Source organism: Massilia violaceinigra (assembly GCF_002752675.1).
Taxonomy (GTDB): Bacteria; Pseudomonadota; Gammaproteobacteria; order Burkholderiales; family Burkholderiaceae_D; genus Telluria_A; species Telluria_A violaceinigra.
Genome location: NZ_CP024608.1, coordinates 5,926,214 through 5,947,104 on the forward strand (window position 1 = coordinate 5,926,214; position 20,891 = coordinate 5,947,104).

Below are 20,891 nucleotides of genomic sequence, written 5' to 3' on the forward strand. Positions count from 1 at the left end.
ATCTCCAGCTATGAGTGGTCAAGCAATTATAGGCGACCCGGCCGGCCAAAAAAAACGCGCACTCGGGGTGCGCGTTAAAGGAGACGACGGGGTGCAGCGGCAGGCGCGGTGGAACGCCGTCCGCCTATCGTCTGGCTGTAATCCTCGTTCGATCGAGGTTATGCGGGTTCTTCGCCTGCTCCACTGGCACGGCGTTGATTGTCAGGATGCCCCAGATGAAATCGTTGGCGACGATCTCGGCCGGCAGTTTCACCGTGCCCATGGGGTGCGATGTGAGCTGTTTGAGGTACGGACTGCCGTCGCGGCTGAAGCCCGCGCTGGCGTGGCAGGAGATGCACGAGGAACGCTTGATCGGAATCCCGGCCGCGACCCGCTCGGTGAACGAATTGCCGTGCATGAGCGGCTCTCCGCCGGGCGCCACGAAGGCGATTTCGGACGCCTTGAGGCAGTAGTTGTGCCATGCCGGCGCCACGCGCTTGACCTCGAGCAGTTTTTTCAAGGCCGGCGTCTTGGCGCAGTCGCCGTACTGGCCGTTTTGCGCGCCGGCCAGCGGGACAATCCTGCGCCGCGCCGCGCCATAGCTGTCGTTGCAGCCCATGGTGTCGCAGCGGCCCGGATTGAGGCGGTGCTCGAAGCTGGCCCAGACCCAGTTGGGCGCATCCTTGGAGCTGATGTGCATGGCCACCATCGCAAAGCTGGTGTCCTGCGCGGTCGTGGTGTGGAACTGGGCGCGCACCTGCGCCGCGTTCAGGCGCACGCCGTTGCGTCCCAGCCAGGCGACCAGGGTATCGACCGGCACCCAGTCGGCCTTGACCTGGACCGCGTCTTCCGGCAGCGATACGCGCCAGCCGCCCTGCGCCTTCTGGTAGGCGGCGGCCAGCCCGGCCTGGGTATGCAACTGGTTCTGCACGATGTAGCGGTAGGTGGCGAGGTTGCGTCTGACTTCTTCGGCAAAGCACGGCGCCTGGCCGGGCTGCGCGGCCTCGACAGGAAAATTGCCCGAGGTGGCATTGGCCACCGCGCCGCAGTCGCCGCTGGGGGCACCGAGGCTGCCGTGGGCGGCCAGCACGCGCTGCAGCACGCTGCTGCGCAGGCGCCGCGGGCCGGCGTCCTCGCCCGGCCAGGCCGGGGTCTCGGTGTAAATGTCTTCGTCGGCGGCCCAGGTTTCGAACTGGACCCGGCCGCGCCCGGCCGGCGCCACGATGCCCGCGAAGTGCTGCCATGCCAGCCGGTCGGAGTGGATGCCGCTCGCCAGCAGGCCGCCGCTGGCGCCGACCGCGCCGGCGGCGCGCGCCGGCAGGTCCACCGCCATCGCCAGCAGCGCCATGCCGATCAGGATCCAGTCACGCAGCTTCAAGCATGACTCCATAGGCGGTAATGCCGCTCGGCGGGGCTGATTTGTGCACCTTGCGGGCGGCGAACCACCCGGTCAGGCGGCCGTCCTGGCTGCTGATGATGGGACACGAGGCGCTCAGCATCGTGCCGCGCCCGTTTTCGCCCACCAGCGCGCCGCCGCCGGCCACCACGGCATTGCCGTGGGGCGCCGCCACCAGCGCGCTCGGGTAGCCGGTCAGGAGGCTCGTGTTCGATACGATGTGGGCTTCCAGCGCCACGTCCGGCCCGGTGCGGATGCCGATCACGAACGCGGTCACGCGCGCCTGGTCGGCCGCGTCGTGGTCGCGCCCGGACGCGCTCCAGCCGCAGATCTTGCCGTCGGCGCCGATCAGCGGGTAGCTGGCGGTGAGCATGTTGCCGTTGACGGGGGTGGCGTAGTTGTCCTGGGCGCCGCCACCGGTGCCGATCCAGCCGGCGCCGAGCTTGACGCTCACGCCGGGCTCCGACACCAGCGCGCTGGTGGCCGAAAACACTTGCTGCTCGACCTTGACCGGCACGCCGTCGCGGGTGATGCGGATGCCGACCGCGTACACCGCCAGCGGCACCGGGTCGGCCAGGCCGAAATCGCGGCCGGCCGCGGTCCAGCCGTTGAAGACGCCGGCGTGATTGCGGGTCGGGTAGCAGGCGGTCAGCGTGTTCGAGGTGCCGCGGCCCATGTCGTAGGCGCCGCCGCCGGTCAGCGTAAAGCCGGGCGGCAGCCATACCTGGGCCGTCGGCCCGGTTGCCCGGGTGGCCACGCCAACAAATGCATAACTCTCGATCACGATACCCATGTTCCCAACTCTCTCCGGCGGATTAGCCACTTGCAGCCCGACAAGGCCACGCTTAGGTACATAGCAACTCCCGTGCCACACTGATAAGTGCGCAAATGGCATGTCAATTCCTTAATTTACAAGGCAAAACATGTCAACGGGCATGTAAAGGCGCCCCTATTTACATGTTCAGAGGCAAGATGACGCGGATGGGTCCGGAGGGGATAGGACGCGAAACGTGTAAAACACGTGTAAAGCGCAGTCCCTTTACATGTCAACAATTGCCGGGCTTGCTCTATAATTGGCAATTACTAAACGCTGTGCCATGGAGCCGAACGGTGAATGATGTTGATAACACGCTGACGACACAGCTTTTCTCGCAGAAAAATGGCATCACCAGTGCCTTGCTCGGCCTGACGATCCTGTGGCACCCGGAAACCGAGCGCATCGGCGAGCAGTTCATCGGACCGGCCGAGGAAGGCGCGATCGAGGTGTGCCGCTACGCTCCGCTGTTTTTCCGTCCCGGCCAGGATGGCATCGCGCTCGGCCACCGGGCGATCGCGCGCGCGCCGCTGATGGTGCGCCGTACCGCCGACGACGGCGTCGAACTGGCCGCGCCCGACAGCCGCATGGCGCTCGAAGTCAATGGCACGCTGCTGAGCGGCACGCGCAGTTTTACCCGCGACGAGGTGGCCGCCGGCGTGGTGCTGGGCCTGGGCGGCCATGTGCTGCTGTGCCTGCACTGGATGACGAGTTTCCCCCGCCCTAACCTGTTTCCCGGCCTGCTGGGCGTGAGCAGCGGCGCCATCGCCACGCGCGAACTGATCCGCCAGGTGGCGGGTACCGACCTGGCCGTGCTGCTGCTGGGCGAAACCGGTACCGGCAAGGATGTGGCCGCGCGCGCGATCCATCAGGCCAGCAAGCGCAGCGCCAATCCGCTGGTGGCGGTGAACATGGCGACCCTGAGCGAGTCGCTGGCCGCGGCCGACCTGTTCGGCGCGGCCAAGGGCGCCTACACGGGCGCGCAGGCGCCGCGCCAGGGACTGTTTGCCGAAGCCGATGGCGGCACCCTGTTCCTCGACGAGCTGGGCGACACGCCGGCCTCGGTGCAGCCGATGCTGCTGCGGGTGCTGGAAACGGGCTGCTACCGCCCGCTCGGCGCGAGCCAGGATGCGCGCACCACGGCGCGCCTGATTGCCGCCACCGACCAGGATCTCGACGCGCGCGGATTCAACCAGCCTTTGCTGCGCCGCATGGAAGCGTTCGTGATCCGCGTGCCGACCTTGCGCGAGCGGCGCGAGGATATTGGCGTGCTGCTGCTGCACATGCTCAAGGGCTGCGGCTTGAAAGCCGAGGAGCTGGCGGCCTTTCCCCCGGCGCTGGTGAGCGAGATGTGCAATTACGACTGGCCGGGCAATATCCGCCAGCTGGCCAATGTGGCGCGGCGCATGGTGATGGCGCTGCAGGCGGGCGAGCGCCCGCTGCTGTCGCAGTACGTGCAGGCGCCGGCGCCGCTGCGTTCGGCCAGCGCCAGCCTGGCCGCCCCGAACGGGCAGCCGCACGGGCAGGCACACGAACAGCCGCGCAGCGCCAGCCTGAAAGCGCCGCTCGATACGGCGCCGCGGCGCAAGCTGGCCGAGGTCAGCAACGATGACCTGCTCGGCGCGCTGGAAGAACACGGCTGGCAGATCAGCGGCGCGGCCCAGCAGCTGGGCCTGTCGCGGCCTTCGCTGTACAAGCTGATCGAAGCGCATCCGGCAATCCGCCCGGCGGCCCTGATTCCGCGCGACGAACTCGATGCCGCCCTGCGCGCCCATGGCGGCGACCTGGCCCTGTGCGCCTCGCTCCTCAAAACCCCGAGCGAGGCGCTGCGCCGCCATTTGCGGGTGCTGGGCCTGGACGCCGGCACCAGCTAGCTTATCCGGATCAGGCCGGCAAGCCGCCGATGACTTCGCCTTCCGGCATGCAAGCGACGCCGTCGTCGGTGTCGCCCATGTCCGGCGGAGTAACGCCGGCGCCGACCACGCCTTCCGGATCGAAGACGAACACGCGCGTGTCCTGCTTGCCGGAGCGGCGCGTGATCTCGACGGTCAGCACGAATGACACTTCCCAGCGGCCGGTATCTTCGCCGACGGTGAGGAAGTTGTCCCATTTGCGCGAGATCGTGTGGTATCTGCGTCCGTCATCCTCGCTCTCCCTGGCACGGGGCGGGCCGAATTCGTCCGGAGCGATCGCCACGCAGGCGCCGGCCACGCCGTCGAAGGGCGACGGGCTGGCATAGGTGGCCAGCTGGCCGGGGGCGATACAGACGATTTGCGGGCGGGTAATGAGGGAGCAATCGAGCACCTTGAACGACTCGAACTTCTCGTAGCCGCCCGCGCGTACCTTGATGTGCACCAGTTCGCCCATGGTGAAGTAGATGGCGCCGGCGTACCGGCCCGTGAGCGGGTTGCCATCCCCATCCTTGCGGCTGAACTTCCATTCCAGCGTTTCGCCGATCTGGTTGATGTCGAAGTTTGCTTCAAGAAGCATCGATGTCGGTTTCTTCATTTATCACTTTCTGTGGTGGAATCAAAGTACCGCGGGTCGCGCCGCAGCGCGATCAGATCGGGCTCGGCGTTGATGAGATGGATGGGATAACCTCGCTGGCGCGCCGCCGCCAGCTCCGCCAGGGCGCGCTCGCGCTCGCCCAGCAGTTCGTAGGCCATGAGCGCGCGAAAGCGCAGGTTGGGGTCTTCCGGCCGCATTTCCACGGCGCGCCGGGTATGCTCGAGCGCGGCGGCACGCTCGCCCAGGCGCGCTCCGTACAGCCCCATGCGCGATTGGAAGGTGGCGTCGCCCGGGGCATCGCTCAGCATCGGCTTGAGTATCCCGATCGCTTGCCGGTAAGCCTTGCGCGAATCTTCCTCGCGCCCCGGAATCCAGCGCAGGGTGTCGCCCAGGTTAGCCCAGCGCAGGTAATCGGACGTGGTCGCGAACGGGGGCGCGACGGCGCGCTCGAACGCCTCGGCCGCGCCGACGTAATCGCCGCGGTTGAACAAGGCATTGCCCAGGTTGGTGTAGAGCGTGCCCGTCGGACGTACCTGCAAGCCTTGCTGCAACACTTGCAGACTTTCATCCATGCGATTCTGGCGCTGCAAGGCAAGGCTGAGGTTGCCGTAGGAGGTGACCGTATCCGGTTGCAGCTTGATGCTGCGCCGGAATGCCTCTTCGGCAGCCTTGAGCTGCCCCTGCTCGAAATACAAGGTACCCAGCAAATCCTGCAGCACGTGGTCGGCCGGATAGATCTTGATCGCATCGCGCAAAGTGCGTTCGGCCTCGCCATAGCGGCGCGAACGCGTCAGGGCGTTGCTCTTGGTAATCAGGCCGAACCAGTTGAGCGGGTCGAGCCGCAAGGCATGGTCGGCCAGCGACAGTGCCTCCGGCAGCCTGCGCTGGCCGGCGCGCACGGTCGCCTGGGCCGCGTAGCCCAGCGCCAGCTGGCTGTTGAGCTTAATGGCGAGCTGGGCACTGGCATCGGCGCGCTTGAGCCAGGCAGCGTCGCGCTGATCGCTGGTTTGCTTGAAGCTATAGGCAAACGACAAGCCGGCGGCGGCGGCGGCATGATTCGGATCGCGCTCGAGAATGGCGCTGAAGCTGCGCACCGCCAGGTCGAGGCTCTCGGGACGCTCGAAGGTCCGCAGCGCCGTCAGTCCGGTCTGCATCGCCGTCGCTTCCGAAAAGAAGGGATCGTTGCGCTGGTACCAGTCGTTGAGCACACCGCTGCGCAGCACGCCGCCCACCCCGATCGCCAGCGCGGCCAGGACCATGGCAATCTGCACTTTCTTCTTGCCGAACAGCGTCGCCGCGCGTTCGCGCCCGCCCTTGCCAGCCTCGGCGGGGATGGAGGCGGGGTTCAGCTGGCGCAGCACCGCATCCTGCACCGCCTGCATCGAGGCCAGCCGGTCCTCGACCTTGCGCGCCGTCATGGCGCGCACCAGTGCGATCACGCCCGGCGCGGTTTGCGCCGGGAACGGCCACAAGTCCGAGGAAGATTGAATGTGGGCGGCGGCCAGCGCCAGCCCGCTCAGGTGCGAAAACGGCCGGGTACCGGTCAGCAATTCATACATCACCACGCCGAGCGCATACACATCGCTTTGCGGGCTCAGCGTGGAGCCCATCATCAGTTCCGGCGCCAGGTAGGCGATGGTGCCCTCAGTCTGGTCGAACGCGATCGATTCGGTCGCTTGCGGATCGATCTTGCGCGCCAGGCCGAAGTCCATGATGCGCACCTTGCCGGACGCGTCGAGCATCAGGTTGGCCGGCTTGATATCGCCGTGGATCAGTTGGGCCGCGTGGGCTTCGCGCATGGCGTCGGCCACCTGGGCCACGATGTCGAGAACTTTGTCTTGGGACATCGGACCGCGCTTGCCCGCTTCGCGCAAGGTGCAGCCATCGACAAATTCCATTATGATCGACTGGTGGGCCGCGTCGCCCTCGATCGAGAAGATGCGCACAAAGCCCGGATGGCGCAACGACGCGGCAAGGCGCGCCTCGTCGAGCAGGTTTTCCGGCCGCGACGACAGCAATTGCGGTTTGAGTCGCTTGATGGCGATGGTACGCTGCAGCTTAGAATCCCAGGCCTCGTATACCTGCCCGAAGCCACCCTCACCCAACAGACGCTTCAGCCGATAATGACCCAGTTCTTGCTCATCCACCTGCAAATCGCGCTCCACGTCGTCTGGTTATGTAAACATTTCCATAGTGTACATGTAGGAAGGTGTCAATGACAAAAAAGTTTCGTATGATGTCATCGTTGTAACAAGCTGTAAGTAGCCGCGCCGCCAGCGGCCGTTTGCCTATAGTGATCGCATCGGAATGAGGAGTTTCCCGTCATGAAAAAACTGTTATTGATCGGTGTCCTGGGCGCGCTCGGCGGCTGCGCCACCCACCCTGCGTCAACCCGCTACGCGCAGCCGTCCGATCCGACCCAGTGGCGCGTGGTGTCCGTCACGCCGGTGGCGCCCGGCACCGGCGACCGCGTGGCCGCCGCCTCGCCCACCGGTTCGCGCGTCGAGTATTCCTCGCGCCCGGTGACCGTGGTCGAACGGGTGTATGTGCCGCAACCCGTGTATGTGCCGGCACCGGTGTACATCGACGAACCGGCCTATTACTATCCGCCCGTCTCGATCAGTCTCGGCTTCGGCTTCGGGCGTTACTGGGGCCACGGCGGCCACGGCCGCGCGCACATCGGGCGCGGCTGACGCCACCGCTGAGGCGTGGGCAAGCGTTGCAGCTTACAAATAGCCCGTTTCGGCGGGCGGCTTGTCCCACTCGTCGTTGCGTCCGTCCACGTAGCGCACCGGCACCCAGGACAGTTCGTCGTCGGTGACGCCGTCCAGGCAGGCGATATTGACGCCGTAAAATTTGCCCAGGCGGGGCGACTGGCCGATGCAGAACGGCGGCACCCCGCAGTGGCGGCAGAACAGGTGATGCTCGACCCGGCGCTGGAACTGATAATCGCTCAGCTCCGACGCGCCGCACAGCAGGCGGAACGATTCCGGCTTCACGATCGCCGCCCACCAGCGGATCTTTTTGCAAAACGAACAGTTGCAGCGCAACGTTTCCAGGCTCAGGTCGATATCGGCCTCGAAGCGCACGGCGCCGCAATGGCAACTTCCAAGATACGTTTTCATCGTCGGTTCACCGCCGCGCGGTGTCGTCTGGTTGGATGGTTAGTTTCAGTCAAGCATTGGACGTGAGTGTACCAGCAAGCCTGCCCGCCGGGCGTGGACATTCGCCATGCCAGCGGGTATGCTGTACCGCATGAACATCAACCAGCAAATCGCCCTGACCCTGAGCACCGCCGCCAACGCGCGCGCGGCCAACTGGCGCGCCTGGGCGGCGCTGGCCGGCATGATGGTGACCATCGGCGGCATGGTGGCGATGATGTGGTTCCTGTCCACCCAGCCCACGCTCGACCTGCGCGGCTGGCTGTGCGGCGGCGCCAGCATGGCCGGACTGGCACTGTGGCGCGCGATGCTGCCACTGGCCGTGGAGCACGAGCGGCGCGGACGCTGAAGCGATTTTCCTGACGCACCGGCCAGTGCGGTAAAATCGCGCCCATTGTTCCCGTCACGCCGGATTGTCCATTCATTCGTCCATTCATTCGTACATCCATGCCAGCACAGTCCCTCTTGCGCCGCAGCGGCGCCTCCCGTTGATGCGCCTGCGTTCCCACTACATCGTCCTGGCCATCTCGATTGTCGTTCCGGTTGCCGTGTTCGGCGGCATTGCGCTGCACATTCTGCAGGACACCCAGCACAGCTCGGCCATCGGCCGCATCGAGCAAAGCGCCACGCTGACCGCGCGCGCCATCGATGCCGATATCTACCGGGCCCAGTCGGTGCTCAAGGTGCTGGGCCACTCGCACGCGCTGGCGCGCGGCGAGCTGGCGCGCTTCTACGTGGAAGCGCGCGAGGCAAGCGCCGCGCCCGGCGGCTGGATCATCCTGTACGACACCAACGGCCAGCAACTGATCAATACGCGCCTCCCGTATGGCACCGCCCTGCCCAGGCGTGCCGATCCGGAACAGGTGACGGCGATGCTCGCCTCGGGCAAGGGCCAGGTCAGCGGCATCAAGTGGGGCGCAGCGCTGAAAAACCATTTTGTCATAGTCGAACAGCCGATCCAGACTGCAACCGGCCAGGGCTACGCGATCGGACAGGCGTTTTCGCCGGCCTTCTTTGCGCATTCGTTCGCCGGGGGCACCCTGCCGCCGGGCTGGCGCGTGGCGATCCTCGACCGGGCCGGCGTCATCATCGCGCGCAGCGAGAATGCCGACAAATTCGTCGGTGTCACGGTCCGTCCCGCCACCCTTGCCGTCATCAACAAAAAGCGCAGCGGCGTGTTCACGCATCCGTCGGGCGACGGCAACGACGTGGTCGACGCCTTCACCCGCTCCGAGCGTTCGGGCTGGTCGATCATCATCGGTGCGCCTCTGGCCGAGATCGATGCGGCCGTGTGGCGCGGGGTGCCGGTGATGGGCGCCGGCCTGGTGATCGCCCTGATCGCGGCGCTGACCCTGGCCATGGTGGCCGGACGCCACCTGGTGCGCTTCGTGGCGCGCGCCTCGCAGGCCGCCGCCCTGCTCGGCCAGGGTGGCGAAGTGAACGCGCTGGCGCGCTCCGGCATCCACGAACTGGAAAGCCTGAACGAAGCGATCCGCGAAGCGAGCAAGCGCCTGCAGGCCGAAATGCGCTCGCGGTCCGACGCCGAGAACGAACGCAATGCGCTGCTGGTGTCGGAAAAGACCGCGCGCGCCCGCGCCGAAGAACAGAATGCCGCCAAGGACGAGTTCCTGGCGATGCTCGGCCACGAGCTGCGCAACCCGCTCAGCGCGGTCGCCAGCGCCGTCTCGATCCTCGACAACGGGCGCAACATCGACGACGCCATGGCCCAGCGCGCGCGCGACGTGCTGCGGCGCCAGACCGACCACCTGCGCAAGCTGGTCGACGACCTGCTCGAAGTGAACCGCGCCCTGATGGGCAAGCTGGAACTGGACAAGGCGCCGGTCGACCTGGCCGAGGTGCTGCAGCGCTGCGTCGACACGCTCAAGGCGAGCGGGCGCACGGCCGCCTTCACCGTGCGCCTCGATACCGTGCCGGCCACCGTCAACGCCGATCCGACCCGCCTGCTGCAAGTGATCGACAACCTGCTCGACAACGCCATCAAATACAGTCCGGGCGGCGGCGAGATCGTGCTGTCGGTGCGCCACGTGGGCGACGCGGCCGAACTGAGCGTGCGCGATGCGGGCCTCGGCATCCCGGCCGACCTGCTGCCGCACGTGTTCGACATTTTCGTGCAGGGCAAGCAGAGCCTGCAGCGCGCCCATGGCGGGCTGGGGATCGGCCTGTCGCTGGTGCGCCGGCTGGTCGAGCTGCATGGCGGCTTCGTGCGCATCGACAGCGAAGGCAGCGGCAAGGGCAGCACCGCCACCGTCACCCTGCCGCGCCTGGCCGGGCACGCCGCCGTGGCGCCGGACGCGCCAGCGGCCCCGTCGGCGCGCCTGCGCCGCGTGCTGCTGGTGGAAGACAATGCGGATGCGCGCGAGATGATGTCGATGCTGCTGCAGTTGCGCTCGTGCGAGGTGGTCAGCGCCGCCAGCGGGCCGGAGGCGATCGCCACGGCGCTGGCCGTGCAGCCGGAGCTGGCCTTTATCGATATCGGCCTGCCGGACATGGATGGCTATGCGGTGGCGCGCGCGCTCAAGGCCGACGAGCGTACCGCCGGCATCGAACTCATTGCCCTGACCGGCTACGGCAGCGAAAAAGACCGCACCTTGGCGCTCGACGCCGGGTTCGCCCGCCACTTCACCAAGCCGATCAGGCTGGACGACCTGGATCTGGCGCTGTCCTAGGCGGCACCTGGCCGGGCCGCGCAAGGCCGAGCGCTGCGCGCAGGTCGAGCGCATTGGGCAGTGCCGCGCCGGACGCCGTGTTATCGAAGATGCACCAGACATCGCGCCCATGCGCCGCGTGGGTCGCCATGTCGCGCGCCAGCTGGGCCAGATAGTCCGCGGAATACGGCGAGTAGTAGATGCGCGGCGAGCCATGCAGGCGCACGTAGATGCTTTCCGTGGTTGGCACGTGCGCGCCCTCCTGGCCCTTGGCCGGATCGGCGATCACGCGCGTGATCGATTCGCGCCGCAGCAGCGCGCTGGCGTCTTCGCCGAACCAGGTCGGATGGCGCGCTTCGCAGGCGATCATGCAGCCGAAGGTGTCTTTCAGGCGCGCGAAAAAGTCGCTGGCGACGGCGGCGTCGAAAGCGAGCTTGGGCGGCAGTTGCACCAGCAGGCAGCCGAGCTTGTCGCCGAGGGCGCCGGCTTCGGCCGCGAACTGGCTCAGCGGCGCATCGATGCCCACAAGGCGCGCATCGTGCGTGATGGTGCGCGGCAGCTTGACCGCGAAGCGGAAATCCGGCGGCACGCTATCGGCCCAGCGCGCATAGGTCTTGGCCTGGTGCGGACGATAAAACGAGGAATTGATTTCGACCGTGCCGAGCACGCGCGCATAGCGTTCCAGGTGGCTGCCGGCGGTCTCGAACGCGCCCGCCGCCTCGCGTGAAATGGTCCAGCCGGCGCAACCGATGCGCAGCGTCCCGGCGTCTTGATGTGTACGATTTGTCATGGTGAGAAAGTGTAGCAGCGAGCGGCGCGCGAGCCGAACACGGTTGGCGACGCGCGAGGCGACGCGCGGTCTACAATGGCGTTTTACCAATCAGTATGCAGGAGGATTTCATGACCGACCCCGTCCACATCGTCTGCCCGCATTGCGAAGCGGTCAACCGGCTGGCGCACGAGCGCCTGAACGACACACCCGTGTGCGGCAAATGCGCGCGTGAGCTCTTCGTCGGCATGCCGATCGACGTCAACACGGAACGCTTCAACAAGCATGTCGAGCGCAACGATATTCCCGTGCTGGTCGATTTCTGGGCCGAATGGTGCGGACCGTGCAAGATGATGGCGCCGGCCTACCAGCAGGCGGCCAAGCGGCTCGAGCCGCGCATCCGGCTGCTCAAGGTCGATACCGAGCACCTGCAGGATCTCGCGGCTCGCTACAACATCCGCAGCATTCCGACGCTGGCGCTGTTCCGGAATGGCCGCGAAATGGCGCGCCAGCCGGGCGCGATGGACGTGAATGGAATTGTTTCCTGGGTGGATGCACTCATGCGCCACGCATGATATGCATGCGAAACAAGCGGAGGGGGCGCGGCGGGACTGCTACAATCGGGTCATATTGCTAAAGGAGCATGAATTATGACGCAAGACCTGGTACTCGATTCCAATTTGGAAGAACAAAAAAACGTCGCGCGGATTCTGTACATCGTGCATGCCCTGGCCCTGGTTTTCTCGCTGGGACTGCTATCGGTCGTGCCCTTGATCGCCAACTATATCAAGCGGCCCGAGACGGAAGGGTCGTTTTTGTACAGCCATCACAGCTGGATGATCCGCTCGTTCTGGTGGTTTTTCGTGTGGGCCGTGGTTGCCGCATTTTTCTTCATCACCTTGTGGTGGGTGCTCGGCCTTGGCATCGTCATCGCGTATGTGGTGGGTGGACTGGCGTGGATCTGGAAGGCTTACCGCTTGCTGAAAGGGTATTTCGATCTGGAGAAGAATCGGGCGATGCCGGGTTAAGCGGCATTCCCGTTTCGCCACTATCCCGTCGTTCCCGCGCCAAGGCGGCACTCGGCGGGAACCCAAGTTCATTGATCAGCCAGTAACTACGGCACTAACTTGGGTTCCCGCCTTCGCGGGAACGACGAAGGTGGTGGCGGGAACGACGGCAGCCAGCGCCTCAAAGCCTCCCCAGCCCCTGCTCCAGATCGGCAATCAGATCATCGGCATCTTCCAGCCCGATATTGAAGCGCACCAGCACCCCCGCATCCTTCCAGTCCTTGCGCATCGCCTGCATCCGGTACGGCATGACCAGGCTGTTCGCACCGCCCCAGCTGTAGCCAATCCCGAACAATGCCAGACTATCGACGAAGCGGTCGGTCTGTTCCTCGCTGTAACGCGCATCGAACACCACCGAAAACAAGCCGCCCGCGCCGGTAAAGTCGCGCTTCCAGTGCTCATGCCCCGGGCAATCGGCAAAGGCCGGATGCAGCACCCGCGCAATCTCCGGGCGCGCCTTGAGCCAAGCCGCCACTTTCCTGGCCGCCGCATCGTGCGCCTCGAAGCGCAGCTTCATGCTGCTCAGCCCGCGCAGTACCAGATACGCGTCGTCAGCGCTCACGCCCATGCCGAGACGCATATGCGCCATCGCAATGCGGTCGTTGAGCGCACGCTCGCGCGTGATCACGGCGCCCATCAGCACGTCCGAGCCGCCCGACTGGTACTTGGTCAGCGCCTGCATGATGATGTCGACGCCATGCTCGAAGCCGCGCAGCGCCAGCCCGGCGGACCAGGTGTTGTCCAGCGCCACCAGCGCGCCCGCGGCATGCGCCGCCTTGCAAATCGCCGGCAAATCGGGCACTTCCATCGACACCGAACCGGGCGCCTCGGTCCAGACCAGTTTCGTATTCGGCTGCATCAATTCCGCAATGCCGGCCCCGATCATCGGATCGTAATAGCGCGCGGTGATGCCGAAATCCTGGCTGAGCCAGCGGCCCAGTTCGCGGTTCGGGTTGTACACATTATCGGGCAGCAGCACGTCATCGCCGCTTTTGAGCAGCGCAAAGTCGACCATGGCGATCGCCGCCAGCCCGCTCGGCGCCAGCAGGCAGAACAGGCCGTCTTCGATCGCGGCCAAGCGCGCTTCCAGGGTAAACGTGGTCGGCGTGCCGTGCAAGCCGTAGGTGTAGGCGTTCTTGTCTTTCCAGTCGCCCGAGCGCATCGCCGCGACATCCTTGAACAGGACCGTCGAGGCGTGATGGATCGGGGTGGGAAATGCCGCGAAGCCGGCGGGCGGCTCGTAGGCGTTATGAATCAGTTGGGTCTGGGGGGAAGTTTTCATCGGCTGGCAGGCTTTCCGGTGGCGGCGCGGCCAGCGGGCGGCCATGCCAGCCGTGGTGAACTAGACCACCGAGGCCCAGAGATCGTGGGCGTCGGCGGCGGTGATGGTGACGTCGGCAAATTCGCCGACGGTGAGCTTCTTGCCCGGCACCAGCGAACGCTTGATGTGGACCACGCCGTCGATTTCCGGCGCGTCGGCCCACGAGCGGCCGATGGCTTCCTTGCCGCCGACTTCATCGACCAGCACGCGCATGATCTTGCCGACCTTGGCCTGCAGGCGCTTGGCCGAGATTTCTTCCTGCAGCAGCATGACGCGGCCACGGCGTTCTTCGCGCACTTCTGCCGGCACGGGATTATCGAGCAGGTTGGCGGTGGCGCCTTCCACCGGCGAATACGCAAAGCAGCCGAGACGGTCGATCTGGGCTTCCTTGAGGAAGTCCAGCAGGTACTCGAATTCGGCCTCGGTTTCGCCCGGGAAGCCGGCGATGAAGGTCGAGCGGATCGTCAGGTCCGGATTCATGGCGCGCCAAGCCTGGATGCGGTCGAGGTTTTTCTCGCCGCTGGCCGGGCGCTTCATGCGCTTGAGTACGTCCGGATGGGCGTGCTGCATCGGAATGTCGAGGTAAGGCAGGACCGAGCCGCCGCCCATCATCGGAATGATCTGGTCGACGTGCGGGTACGGGTAGACGTAGTGCAGGCGCACCCAGGCGCCGAACTGGGCCGCCAGCTGGCCGAGCGCTTCGACCAGTTGCGTCATGTGGGTCTTGACCGGACGGCCGTTCCAGAAGCCGGAGCGGAACTTGACGTCGACGCCGTAGGCGCTAGTGTCCTGGGAAATGACGAGCAGTTCCTTGACGCCGGCCTTGAACAGGTTTTCGGCTTCCATCATCAGGTCGGCGATCGGGCGCGACACGAGGTCGCCGCGCATCGATGGAATGATGCAGAAACTGCAACGGTGATTGCAGCCTTCGGAAATCTTGAGGTAAGCGTAATGTTTCGGCGTGAGCTTGATGCCTTGCGACGGCACCAGGTCGAAAAACGGCTCATGCGGCTTGGGCAGGTGCAGGTGGACCGAGTCCATGACTTCGCCGAGGGCGTGAGGGCCGGTGACAGCCAGCACCTTCGGGTGTACCTTCATGATGATGTCGTCGCCGGCAGCATCTTTTTTGGCGCCGAGGCAGCCGGTGACGATGACGCGGCCGTTTTCGGCCAGCGCTTCGCCGATGGCGTCGAGCGATTCCTGGACGGCGGCGTCGATGAAGCCGCAGGTGTTGACGATCACGAGATCGGCGCCTTCGTACGACTTGGCGGTTTCGTAACCTTCGGCGCGCAGCTGGGTCAGGATCTGTTCGGAGTCGACCAGCGCTTTAGGGCAACCGAGCGAGACAAAGCCGACTTTTGGAGCGGCACCAGGAAGGGGAATACGACGAAGTTCGGACATGTTGGAGGCACAATAAGGCAGGGTAATCTGCGATTATACCTGTTTGGGGCGGGGTGATGGTGGTTTAGGCGTTGCCCCTGCGCTACTGTTTGCGCCGCCCCCCACGCCGTCGTTCCCGCGCCAAGGCGGCATGGGGGTAAGCGATAACTAAATTCCGGCTTACTTCTTCTCCACCGGCGGAAACGGAAACGCCGCCCCAAAAATGCTCTTGCTCTGGTTCTGCATCTGTTCCTGCATCTGCACAAAGAGGTTTTTGCTCTGGTCGATGTAGTTATTCATCATCCCCTGCATCATCGGTCCCTGCACATTCATGAACTGGGTCCACATTTCCGGACTGAACGGTTTGCCCTCGAACGCCCCGGTCGAACCGGTGGTGAACTTGTTCTGGATATCCGTGAATGCCTGGACGTTTTTCTCCAGGTAAGACCCCATCATCCCCTGCATGGCATGGCCGTAATAGCGGATGATCTGCGACAGCACGCCGCTCGAAAACATCGGAGCACCGTTCGCTTCCTCTTCCAGGATGATCTGAAGCAAGATGCTGCGGGTCAGGTCTTCGTTCGTCTTGGCATCGATCACGGTGAATTCATCCGCGTCGAGCACCAGCTGCTTGACGTCGGTCAGCGTGATATACGAACTGGTCTGGGTATCGTACAGACGACGATTCGGGTACTTCTTGATCAGGCGTTCCGTACTCTTTTTTGCACTACTCATCTCAAGGTTCCACTTATTGCGCCGCAGCGCATGTTGACTGATCACGAAAAAAAAGCGGACCGGGGTCCGCTCCTGACAGGCCTGCTTTTTGCATTATAGAGTGGATATTCGCAAAAATACCACTTTACCGGGTCGCGTGCAGCAAATAGTGCGCCGCACCCAAACGATAAATGGAGGGCAACCCCCGTTGCCCTGCCCCATTGCCTGCCTCAGTCCGCCCTGACCTTGACGTAACGCCCCGGCGCCGGCTCGATCGGCTGGTAGGCCTTGCTGCCCGCCTTGGCCGGCGCCTTGACTTCCTTGCCGCCGTGTTCAGCCAGGAAAGCGGCCCACTCCGGCCACCAGCTGCCCTTGTGTTCGGTCGCGCCGTTGAACCATTCCTGCGCCGATGCCGCCGCCTTGCCCATGGCTTTGCCTTTACCCTTGGGCGCGGCACCGGCGTCGTTGGTCCAGTAACTGCGCTTGTTCTTCGACGCCGGGTTGATCACGCCGGCAATATGCCCGGACGCGCCCATCACAAAGCGGTTGGCCTGCGCATTCTTCGGGTTCAGAATGTGCATCGAGCCGTACGCCGCGCTCCAGGGAACAATATGATCTTCCTTGGAACCGTACACGAACACCGGCGCCTCGATCGCGCCCAGGTCGACCGGCGCCCCGGCCACGGTCAGCTTGCCCGGCTCCTTGAGACTGTTTTCCAGGTAGGTATTGCGCAGATACCAGCAAAACATCGGCCCAGGCAGGTTGGTGCTGTCGGAATTCCAATACAGCAAGTCGAACGGCGGTGGTTCCTTGCCCTTCAGATAGTTCGACTGCACGTAATTCCACACCAGGTCGTTCGGGCGCAGCGACGAGAAGGTCGTGGCCAGATCGCGCCCCGGCATCAGCCCGCCCTTGGCCAGGGCTTTTTCACGCATCGCCACCTGGGTTTCGTCGATGAACACTTCCAGCACCCCCGTGTCCTCGAAGTCGAGCAAGGTGGTCAGCAAGGTCAGGCTGGCCGCCGGCTGCTCGCCGCGCGCCGCCAGCACCGCCAGCGCCGTGCTCATGATGGTGCCGCCGACGCAGAAACCGAAGGCGTTGACCTTGTCGGACCCGGAAATGGCGCGCGTGACTTCGATCGCCTTGATCGCGCCATTCTCGACGTAATCATCCCAGGTGGTTGCACCCATCGAGGCATCGGGATTGCGCCACGACACCAGGAACACCGTATGACCCTGCTCCACCGTGTAGCGCACCACCGAGTTTTCCGGCTGCAGGTCGAGGATGTAAAACTTGTTGATGCAAGGCGGCATCATGAGCAAGGGCAGCTGGTGCACGGTCGGCGTGGCCGGGGTGTACTGGATCAGCTGGAACAGCTCGTTTTCAAACACCACCTGGCCCGGCGTGGTGGCGACGTTGCGGCCCACCTCGAAAGCCGATTCGTCCGACAGCGAAATGCGCCCTTTCTGCATATCGGTCATCATATTGGCCAGGCCGCGGGTGAGGCTTTCACCCTTGGTGTCGATGAGTTGTTGCTGCGCTTCCGGGTTCGTCGCCAGGAAATTGGCCGGCGACATGGCGTCGACCATCTGCTGCACGGCAAAACGGATCTTTTGCCGTTCGCGCGGACCGGTCTCGACCGCATCGGCCATGGCGGTCAGGAACTCGGCGTTTAACAGGTATGATGCGGCACTGAAGGCGGACATCGGATTGGACAGCCATTCCGGCGCGGCAAAGCGGCGGTCGGTGAGCGAGGGAGTTTTCCCTGCAAGAAATTCCTGCCACAATCCGGCGGCTTTTTGCAGGTAATCGTTGCGCAACGATTCCAGCGCCTGCGGCGGAATGGTCGCGCCGGCGTCCTTGAGCAGGCCGGCCACCGGACTGGCGCCCTCCGGCGCCGCCCGGAACATCGCCTGCCAGGCGGAGGGATCGGTCATGTGGGACATCCATGCGGAGGCCATCGCTTGCGGGTCGGGCATATTCATGTTTGCGTTCATTGTTTCAATCTTTTCCAAGGAAAGTTGTATGTGGCTTGTCGCTATTGCATGGATCTATGTGGTCGGACTGATGGCGGTGACCGAGGTTACCGAGCACGGTATTGTCGCAGGGATTATGACGTTTTTGGGCTATTGTGTGTTGCCTTTGTCAATAGTCTGGTACATCGCCGGTTCGAAGATGCGGCGCATGAAGATCGCACAGAAAGAAGAAATGGCGCGCCGCCGACGCGCGGGACGCGAGCCGGATGGCCAGGACGCCACCGGCGAGCGCGAGCGTCATCGCTCGACGCGCGACCGCAGCGATAGCGACAGCGGCGACAACGACAGCAGCAGCGGCGACGGTGGGTCCGGCGGCGACTGACGCCGCCGGGCTCATTTAATCCAGATCAGGCTAGCCTGGCGGCCCGTGACCTGGTCGCGCCGGTACGAATAAAAGCGGCCGCGCTCGCTGGCGGTGCAATACGTTCCGCCGGAAACATCGGTCACGTTATCGCGCGCCAGCACGATGCGCGCCAGCCAGTAGATATCGGCCAGATACTTGCCCGGACGACCCGGAAATGGCGCGAAACACTGCGCGGTCTGGCTTGCCTCATCAGCGCCGTGGGCCCCGGCCATAAAGCTGTCGAACACATCGCTGCCGACTTCGAACTGGGTTGGACCGATGGCCGGCCCCAGCCAAGCGGTAATTTCGCCGGCGCCGGCCGCGCGCATGGCCGCCACGGTCTCGCGCAGCACCCCGGCGGCCAGTCCGCGCCAGCCCGCGTGCGCGGCGCCCACCACCTTGCCGTCTCTCGACGCGAACAGCACCGGCAGGCAATCGGCCGTCATGATTGCGCACACCACGCCGGGCACGCTGGCAATGCTGGCGTCGCCCACCCGCACCGGCTGGCCCGGCTGCACGGTGGCGGCGTCGACCACGGCCACGCCATGCACCTGCGAAATCCAGGCCGGCTCGCCCGGCAGCGCCTGCCGCAGGCGCGCGCGGTTCAGGCCGACCAGCACCGGATCGTCGCCGACATGGTTGCCCAGGTTCAGCCCTCCGCCGCCGGCCCCGTCGTCATACGGCGCCGGACTGACGCCGCCAACGCGCGTGGTGGCGATGGCGCCAATGCCGTCCGGCATATCCGGCCAGTCGGGCGCGATGATGTGCAAGCCGGACATCACACCTGCTCGGGCTCGGGAATGCCGGCGCGTTCGATCAGCTCGGCGAAATCATCGGCCAGCGGCACGATCCATTCCATGTCCTCGCCGGTGGCCGGATGCACCAGGCCCAGACGGCGCGCCTGCAACGCCTGGCGCGGAAATACCGGCGTGAGGTGCTGCTTGCCGTACACGGCGTCGCCCACCAGCGCGAAGCCGATCGAGAGCATGTGCACGCGGATCTGGTGGGTGCGGCCGGTCTCGAGCTGGCATTGAACCAGACTGACGGGACGACGGTCCAACATACCGGTGGCGATGCGCTGGTAGTGGGTAATGGCCGGCTTGGCCGAGAAATTGGTCGACACGGCCATCTTGACCCGGTCTTTCGGGTGGCGGCCCATCGACGCGTCGATGGTGCTGCTCAGTTGCGGCGTGCCCCAGACGAGCGCAAAATACTCGCGCTTGACGCTGCGCGCCTGCAGCTGGCGCACCAGGTCGGTCTGCGCCGCCAGGGTTTTGCCGATGACCATCAGGCCGCTGGTATCCTTGTCGAGCCGGTGCACGATACCCGCGCGCGGCACGCCGGCCAGTTGCGGACAGTGGTGCAGCAAGCCGTTGAGCAGGGTCCCGGCCCAGTTGCCGGCGCCCGGATGCACGACCAGTCCGGCCGGTTTGTTGATGACGATGATATGCTCGTCCTCGAACACGATGTTCAGTTCCATCGCTTCAGGCGTGTAGGCCTCGTCTTCCGGCGCACTTTGTGGCAGGATGACCACCGCTTCGTCGCCGTAAGCGGTGTCTTTGCCGCGCGCGGGCTTGCCGTCGACCAGCACATGGCCCGCTTCGAACCACAGCTGCAGGCGGCTGCGCGAAAATTGCGGGACCAGGCCGGCAATGACCTTGTCCAGACGGTGGCCGCAGGCGTCCGGCGTCAGTTCGAGGTGGATCGGGGAGAGGTCGATGCCGACGGCGGGCAGGACGTATTCGTCGCCGGCCTCGTCATCGATGTCGATCTCCAGATCGGGGTCTAAGGGCAAATCCGCCGAATTCGGCGTTGGAGTTAATATCACAGCAGTCCCATCGGCTATAATCAGCCTTTCGTTGAATCTCAGTTAATACTCTCTTGCAAAAAGTTATGCAAAAAAAATTATCGCGTGTTGTTGCCAATATTGTTGCTACTACTCTTCTGCTCGGTTTGTCCGCTTGCAGCTTGTTGCCGGAAAAAACCGACGAGACCAAAAACTGGCCGGTGACGAAATTATACGCTGAGGCACGCGAAGAAATGGCGGGTGGCCACTACGAGGCGGCAATCAAGCTGTTCGAGCGCCTCGAAACCAACTACCCGTTCGGTAATTATGCAGCGCAGGCGCAGATGGAAATTGCCTACGCTCACTACAAGAGCCAGGACCAGGCGCAGGCGCTGGCCGCGGTGGAGCGCTTCATCAAGCTGCACCCGAACCATCCCAACGTCGACTATATGTACTACCTGCGCGGGCTGATCAACTTCAACGACCAGATCGGCTTCCTGAGCTTCGTCTACGAACAGGACCCGACCGAGCGCGACCCGAAAGCGACGCGCGAAGCGTTTGCCGCCTTCAAGGCGCTGGTCGACAAGTTCCCAGACAGCATCTACGCGGCCGATTCGATTGCCCGCATGAAGTATCTGGTGAACGCGATGGCGCAGTACGAAGTTCACGTGGCCAACTATTACCACGACCGCGGCGCTTACCTGGCCTCGCTGAACCGTGCGATGGCGGCGGTGTCGGACTACCAGGATGCGCCGGCGCGCGAAGAGGCGCTGTTTTTGATGATGCGCAACTACGACAAGCTGGGCATGCCCGAGCTGCGCGACGACACCAAGCGCATATTCGTGCGCAACTACCCGAACAGCAAGTACCTCGACCCGAACGCCGGCGAGAAAGCGTGGTGGAAGTTCTGGGCCAAGTCGAACCGTCCGGCACGCTGATCACTGCGCTGAG

20 protein-coding genes are annotated in these 20,891 nt (G+C 64.7%); 8 read left to right on the forward strand and 12 right to left on the reverse strand.

Going from position 1 to position 20,891, the window contains the following annotated elements:
* Window positions 1-124: 124 nt before the first annotated feature.
* Window positions 125-1,357, reverse strand: coding sequence for a hypothetical protein (locus CR152_RS25415; RefSeq protein ID WP_099879636.1), 1,233 nt, complete (start codon window positions 1,355-1,357; stop codon window positions 125-127).
* Complete coding sequence (locus CR152_RS25420; protein ID WP_099879638.1) at window positions 1,344-2,168, reverse strand: hypothetical protein; 825 nt, start codon at window positions 2,166-2,168, stop codon at window positions 1,344-1,346. Before CR152_RS25420 ends, CR152_RS25415 begins: the two co-directional genes overlap by 14 nt.
* Before the next feature lie 317 nt (window positions 2,169-2,485).
* Between CR152_RS25420 and CR152_RS25425 the strand changes: the two genes are divergently transcribed.
* The gene (locus CR152_RS25425; RefSeq protein WP_167399950.1) at window positions 2,486-4,063 is read left to right on the forward strand and encodes a sigma 54-interacting transcriptional regulator; all 1,578 of its coding nucleotides are present in this window, start codon (window positions 2,486-2,488) and stop codon (window positions 4,061-4,063) included.
* Window positions 4,064-4,073: 10 nt separating this feature from the next.
* Here CR152_RS25425 and CR152_RS25430 read toward each other — a convergent pair whose 3' ends face one another.
* Complete coding sequence (locus CR152_RS25430; RefSeq protein WP_157778729.1) at window positions 4,074-4,697, reverse strand: hypothetical protein; 624 nt, start codon at window positions 4,695-4,697, stop codon at window positions 4,074-4,076.
* On the reverse strand, window positions 4,694-6,862 hold the full coding sequence (locus CR152_RS25435) for a serine/threonine-protein kinase (RefSeq protein ID WP_099879645.1): 2,169 nt from the start codon (window positions 6,860-6,862) through the stop codon (window positions 4,694-4,696). Before CR152_RS25435 ends, CR152_RS25430 begins: the two co-directional genes overlap by 4 nt.
* Before the next feature lie 159 nt (window positions 6,863-7,021).
* On the opposite strand from CR152_RS25435, the gene CR152_RS25440 reads away from it, so the two are divergent.
* On the forward strand, window positions 7,022-7,390 hold the full coding sequence (locus CR152_RS25440; protein ID WP_099879647.1) for a hypothetical protein: 369 nt from the start codon (window positions 7,022-7,024) through the stop codon (window positions 7,388-7,390).
* Window positions 7,391-7,423: 33 nt separating this feature from the next.
* Here the strand turns inward: CR152_RS25440 and CR152_RS25445 are convergent, their stop codons facing one another.
* Window positions 7,424-7,822, reverse strand: coding sequence for a GFA family protein (locus CR152_RS25445; protein ID WP_099879649.1), 399 nt, complete (start codon window positions 7,820-7,822; stop codon window positions 7,424-7,426).
* A gap of 106 nt (window positions 7,823-7,928) precedes the next feature.
* Here CR152_RS25445 and CR152_RS25450 point away from each other — a divergent pair, with 106 nt between their 5' ends.
* Window positions 7,929-8,207 carry a hypothetical protein gene (locus CR152_RS25450; protein WP_157778730.1) on the forward strand — a complete coding sequence of 93 codons (279 nt, stop codon included), beginning with the start codon at window positions 7,929-7,931 and terminating at the stop codon, window positions 8,205-8,207.
* A 142-nt stretch (window positions 8,208-8,349) separates the two neighbouring features.
* Complete coding sequence (locus CR152_RS25455) at window positions 8,350-10,545, forward strand: ATP-binding protein (protein WP_099879653.1); 2,196 nt, start codon at window positions 8,350-8,352, stop codon at window positions 10,543-10,545.
* Here CR152_RS25455 and CR152_RS25460 read toward each other — a convergent pair.
* A complete protein-coding gene (locus tag CR152_RS25460) occupies window positions 10,511-11,314 on the reverse strand; it encodes a DUF72 domain-containing protein (protein WP_099879655.1) in 804 nt (267 codons plus the stop codon). The genes CR152_RS25455 and CR152_RS25460 overlap by 35 nt on opposite strands.
* 110 nt (window positions 11,315-11,424) lie before the next feature.
* On the opposite strand from CR152_RS25460, the gene trxC reads away from it, so the two are divergent.
* Together trxC and CR152_RS25470 are read left to right on the forward strand one after the other, a co-directional pair.
* A complete protein-coding gene (trxC, locus tag CR152_RS25465; protein WP_099879656.1) occupies window positions 11,425-11,868 on the forward strand; it encodes a thioredoxin TrxC in 444 nt (147 codons plus the stop codon).
* 75 nt (window positions 11,869-11,943) lie between these two features.
* Window positions 11,944-12,321, forward strand: coding sequence for a DUF4870 family protein (locus CR152_RS25470; RefSeq protein ID WP_099879658.1), 378 nt, complete (start codon window positions 11,944-11,946; stop codon window positions 12,319-12,321).
* 160 nt (window positions 12,322-12,481) lie between these two features.
* Here the strand turns inward: CR152_RS25470 and CR152_RS25475 are convergent, their stop codons facing one another.
* The 4 genes from CR152_RS25475 to phaC all read right to left on the reverse strand — a co-directional run bounded on the left by CR152_RS25475 (window position 12,482) and on the right by phaC (window position 17,721).
* Window positions 12,482-13,642, reverse strand: a complete 1,161-nt coding sequence (locus CR152_RS25475) for a cystathionine beta-lyase (protein ID WP_099882769.1) — start codon at window positions 13,640-13,642, stop codon at window positions 12,482-12,484.
* Between the two features lie 60 nt (window positions 13,643-13,702).
* Complete coding sequence (gene rimO / locus CR152_RS25480; RefSeq protein ID WP_099879660.1) at window positions 13,703-15,082, reverse strand: 30S ribosomal protein S12 methylthiotransferase RimO; 1,380 nt, start codon at window positions 15,080-15,082, stop codon at window positions 13,703-13,705.
* Between the two features lie 159 nt (window positions 15,083-15,241).
* Entirely contained in the window at window positions 15,242-15,796 is a 555-nt protein-coding gene (gene phaR, locus CR152_RS25485; protein ID WP_099879662.1) for a polyhydroxyalkanoate synthesis repressor PhaR, read from the reverse strand.
* Window positions 15,797-16,005: 209 nt separating this feature from the next.
* Complete coding sequence (gene phaC, locus CR152_RS25490; RefSeq protein ID WP_229413848.1) at window positions 16,006-17,721, reverse strand: class I poly(R)-hydroxyalkanoic acid synthase; 1,716 nt, start codon at window positions 17,719-17,721, stop codon at window positions 16,006-16,008.
* Between phaC and CR152_RS25495 the strand changes: the two genes are divergently transcribed.
* Window positions 17,711-18,133, forward strand: a complete 423-nt coding sequence (locus CR152_RS25495) for a hypothetical protein (RefSeq protein ID WP_167399851.1) — start codon at window positions 17,711-17,713, stop codon at window positions 18,131-18,133. The two genes, phaC and CR152_RS25495, sit on opposite strands and share 11 nt — an antisense overlap.
* An 11-nt stretch (window positions 18,134-18,144) precedes the next feature.
* Here the strand turns inward: CR152_RS25495 and pgeF are convergent, their stop codons facing one another.
* Together pgeF and CR152_RS25505 are read right to left on the reverse strand one after the other, a co-directional pair.
* A complete protein-coding gene (gene pgeF, locus CR152_RS25500; protein ID WP_208640205.1) occupies window positions 18,145-18,933 on the reverse strand; it encodes a peptidoglycan editing factor PgeF in 789 nt (262 codons plus the stop codon).
* Entirely contained in the window at window positions 18,933-19,982 is a 1,050-nt protein-coding gene (locus tag CR152_RS25505; protein ID WP_099879668.1) for an RluA family pseudouridine synthase, read from the reverse strand. The genes pgeF and CR152_RS25505 overlap by 1 nt, the downstream gene beginning before the upstream one ends.
* Before the next feature lie 65 nt (window positions 19,983-20,047).
* On the opposite strand from CR152_RS25505, the gene CR152_RS25510 reads away from it, so the two are divergent.
* Window positions 20,048-20,878 carry an outer membrane protein assembly factor BamD gene (locus CR152_RS25510; protein ID WP_099879670.1) on the forward strand — a complete coding sequence of 277 codons (831 nt, stop codon included), beginning with the start codon at window positions 20,048-20,050 and terminating at the stop codon, window positions 20,876-20,878.
* Window positions 20,879-20,891: the final 13 nt, after the last annotated feature.

Bases quoted from the DNA above. Each gene is read 5' to 3' on its own strand.
- CR152_RS25445 (WP_099879649.1), bottom strand. From the start codon at position 7,822: ATGAAAACGTATCTTGGAAGTTGCCATTGCGGCGCCGTGCGCTTCGAG.
- CR152_RS25455 (WP_099879653.1), top strand. From the start codon at position 8,350: ATGCGCCTGCGTTCCCACTACATCGTCCTGGCCATCTCGATTGTCGTT.
- pgeF (WP_208640205.1), bottom strand. From the start codon at position 18,933: ATGTCCGGCTTGCACATCATCGCGCCCGACTGGCCGGATATGCCGGAC.
- CR152_RS25495 (WP_167399851.1), top strand. From the start codon at position 17,711: ATGTGGGACATCCATGCGGAGGCCATCGCTTGCGGGTCGGGCATATTC.
- CR152_RS25460 (WP_099879655.1), bottom strand. From the start codon at position 11,314: ATGACAAATCGTACACATCAAGACGCCGGGACGCTGCGCATCGGTTGC.
- CR152_RS25510 (WP_099879670.1), top strand. From the start codon at position 20,048: ATGCAAAAAAAATTATCGCGTGTTGTTGCCAATATTGTTGCTACTACT.
- CR152_RS25420 (WP_099879638.1), bottom strand. From the start codon at position 2,168: ATGGGTATCGTGATCGAGAGTTATGCATTTGTTGGCGTGGCCACCCGG.
- CR152_RS25450 (WP_157778730.1), top strand. From the start codon at position 7,929: ATGCCAGCGGGTATGCTGTACCGCATGAACATCAACCAGCAAATCGCC.
- rimO (WP_099879660.1), bottom strand. From the start codon at position 15,082: ATGTCCGAACTTCGTCGTATTCCCCTTCCTGGTGCCGCTCCAAAAGTC.
- trxC (WP_099879656.1), top strand. From the start codon at position 11,425: ATGACCGACCCCGTCCACATCGTCTGCCCGCATTGCGAAGCGGTCAAC.
- CR152_RS25470 (WP_099879658.1), top strand. From the start codon at position 11,944: ATGACGCAAGACCTGGTACTCGATTCCAATTTGGAAGAACAAAAAAAC.
- phaC (WP_229413848.1), bottom strand. From the start codon at position 17,721: ATGTCCCACATGACCGATCCCTCCGCCTGGCAGGCGATGTTCCGGGCG.
- phaR (WP_099879662.1), bottom strand. From the start codon at position 15,796: ATGAGTAGTGCAAAAAAGAGTACGGAACGCCTGATCAAGAAGTACCCG.
- CR152_RS25475 (WP_099882769.1), bottom strand. From the start codon at position 13,642: ATGAAAACTTCCCCCCAGACCCAACTGATTCATAACGCCTACGAGCCG.
- CR152_RS25430 (WP_157778729.1), bottom strand. From the start codon at position 4,697: ATGAAGAAACCGACATCGATGCTTCTTGAAGCAAACTTCGACATCAAC.
- CR152_RS25440 (WP_099879647.1), top strand. From the start codon at position 7,022: ATGAAAAAACTGTTATTGATCGGTGTCCTGGGCGCGCTCGGCGGCTGC.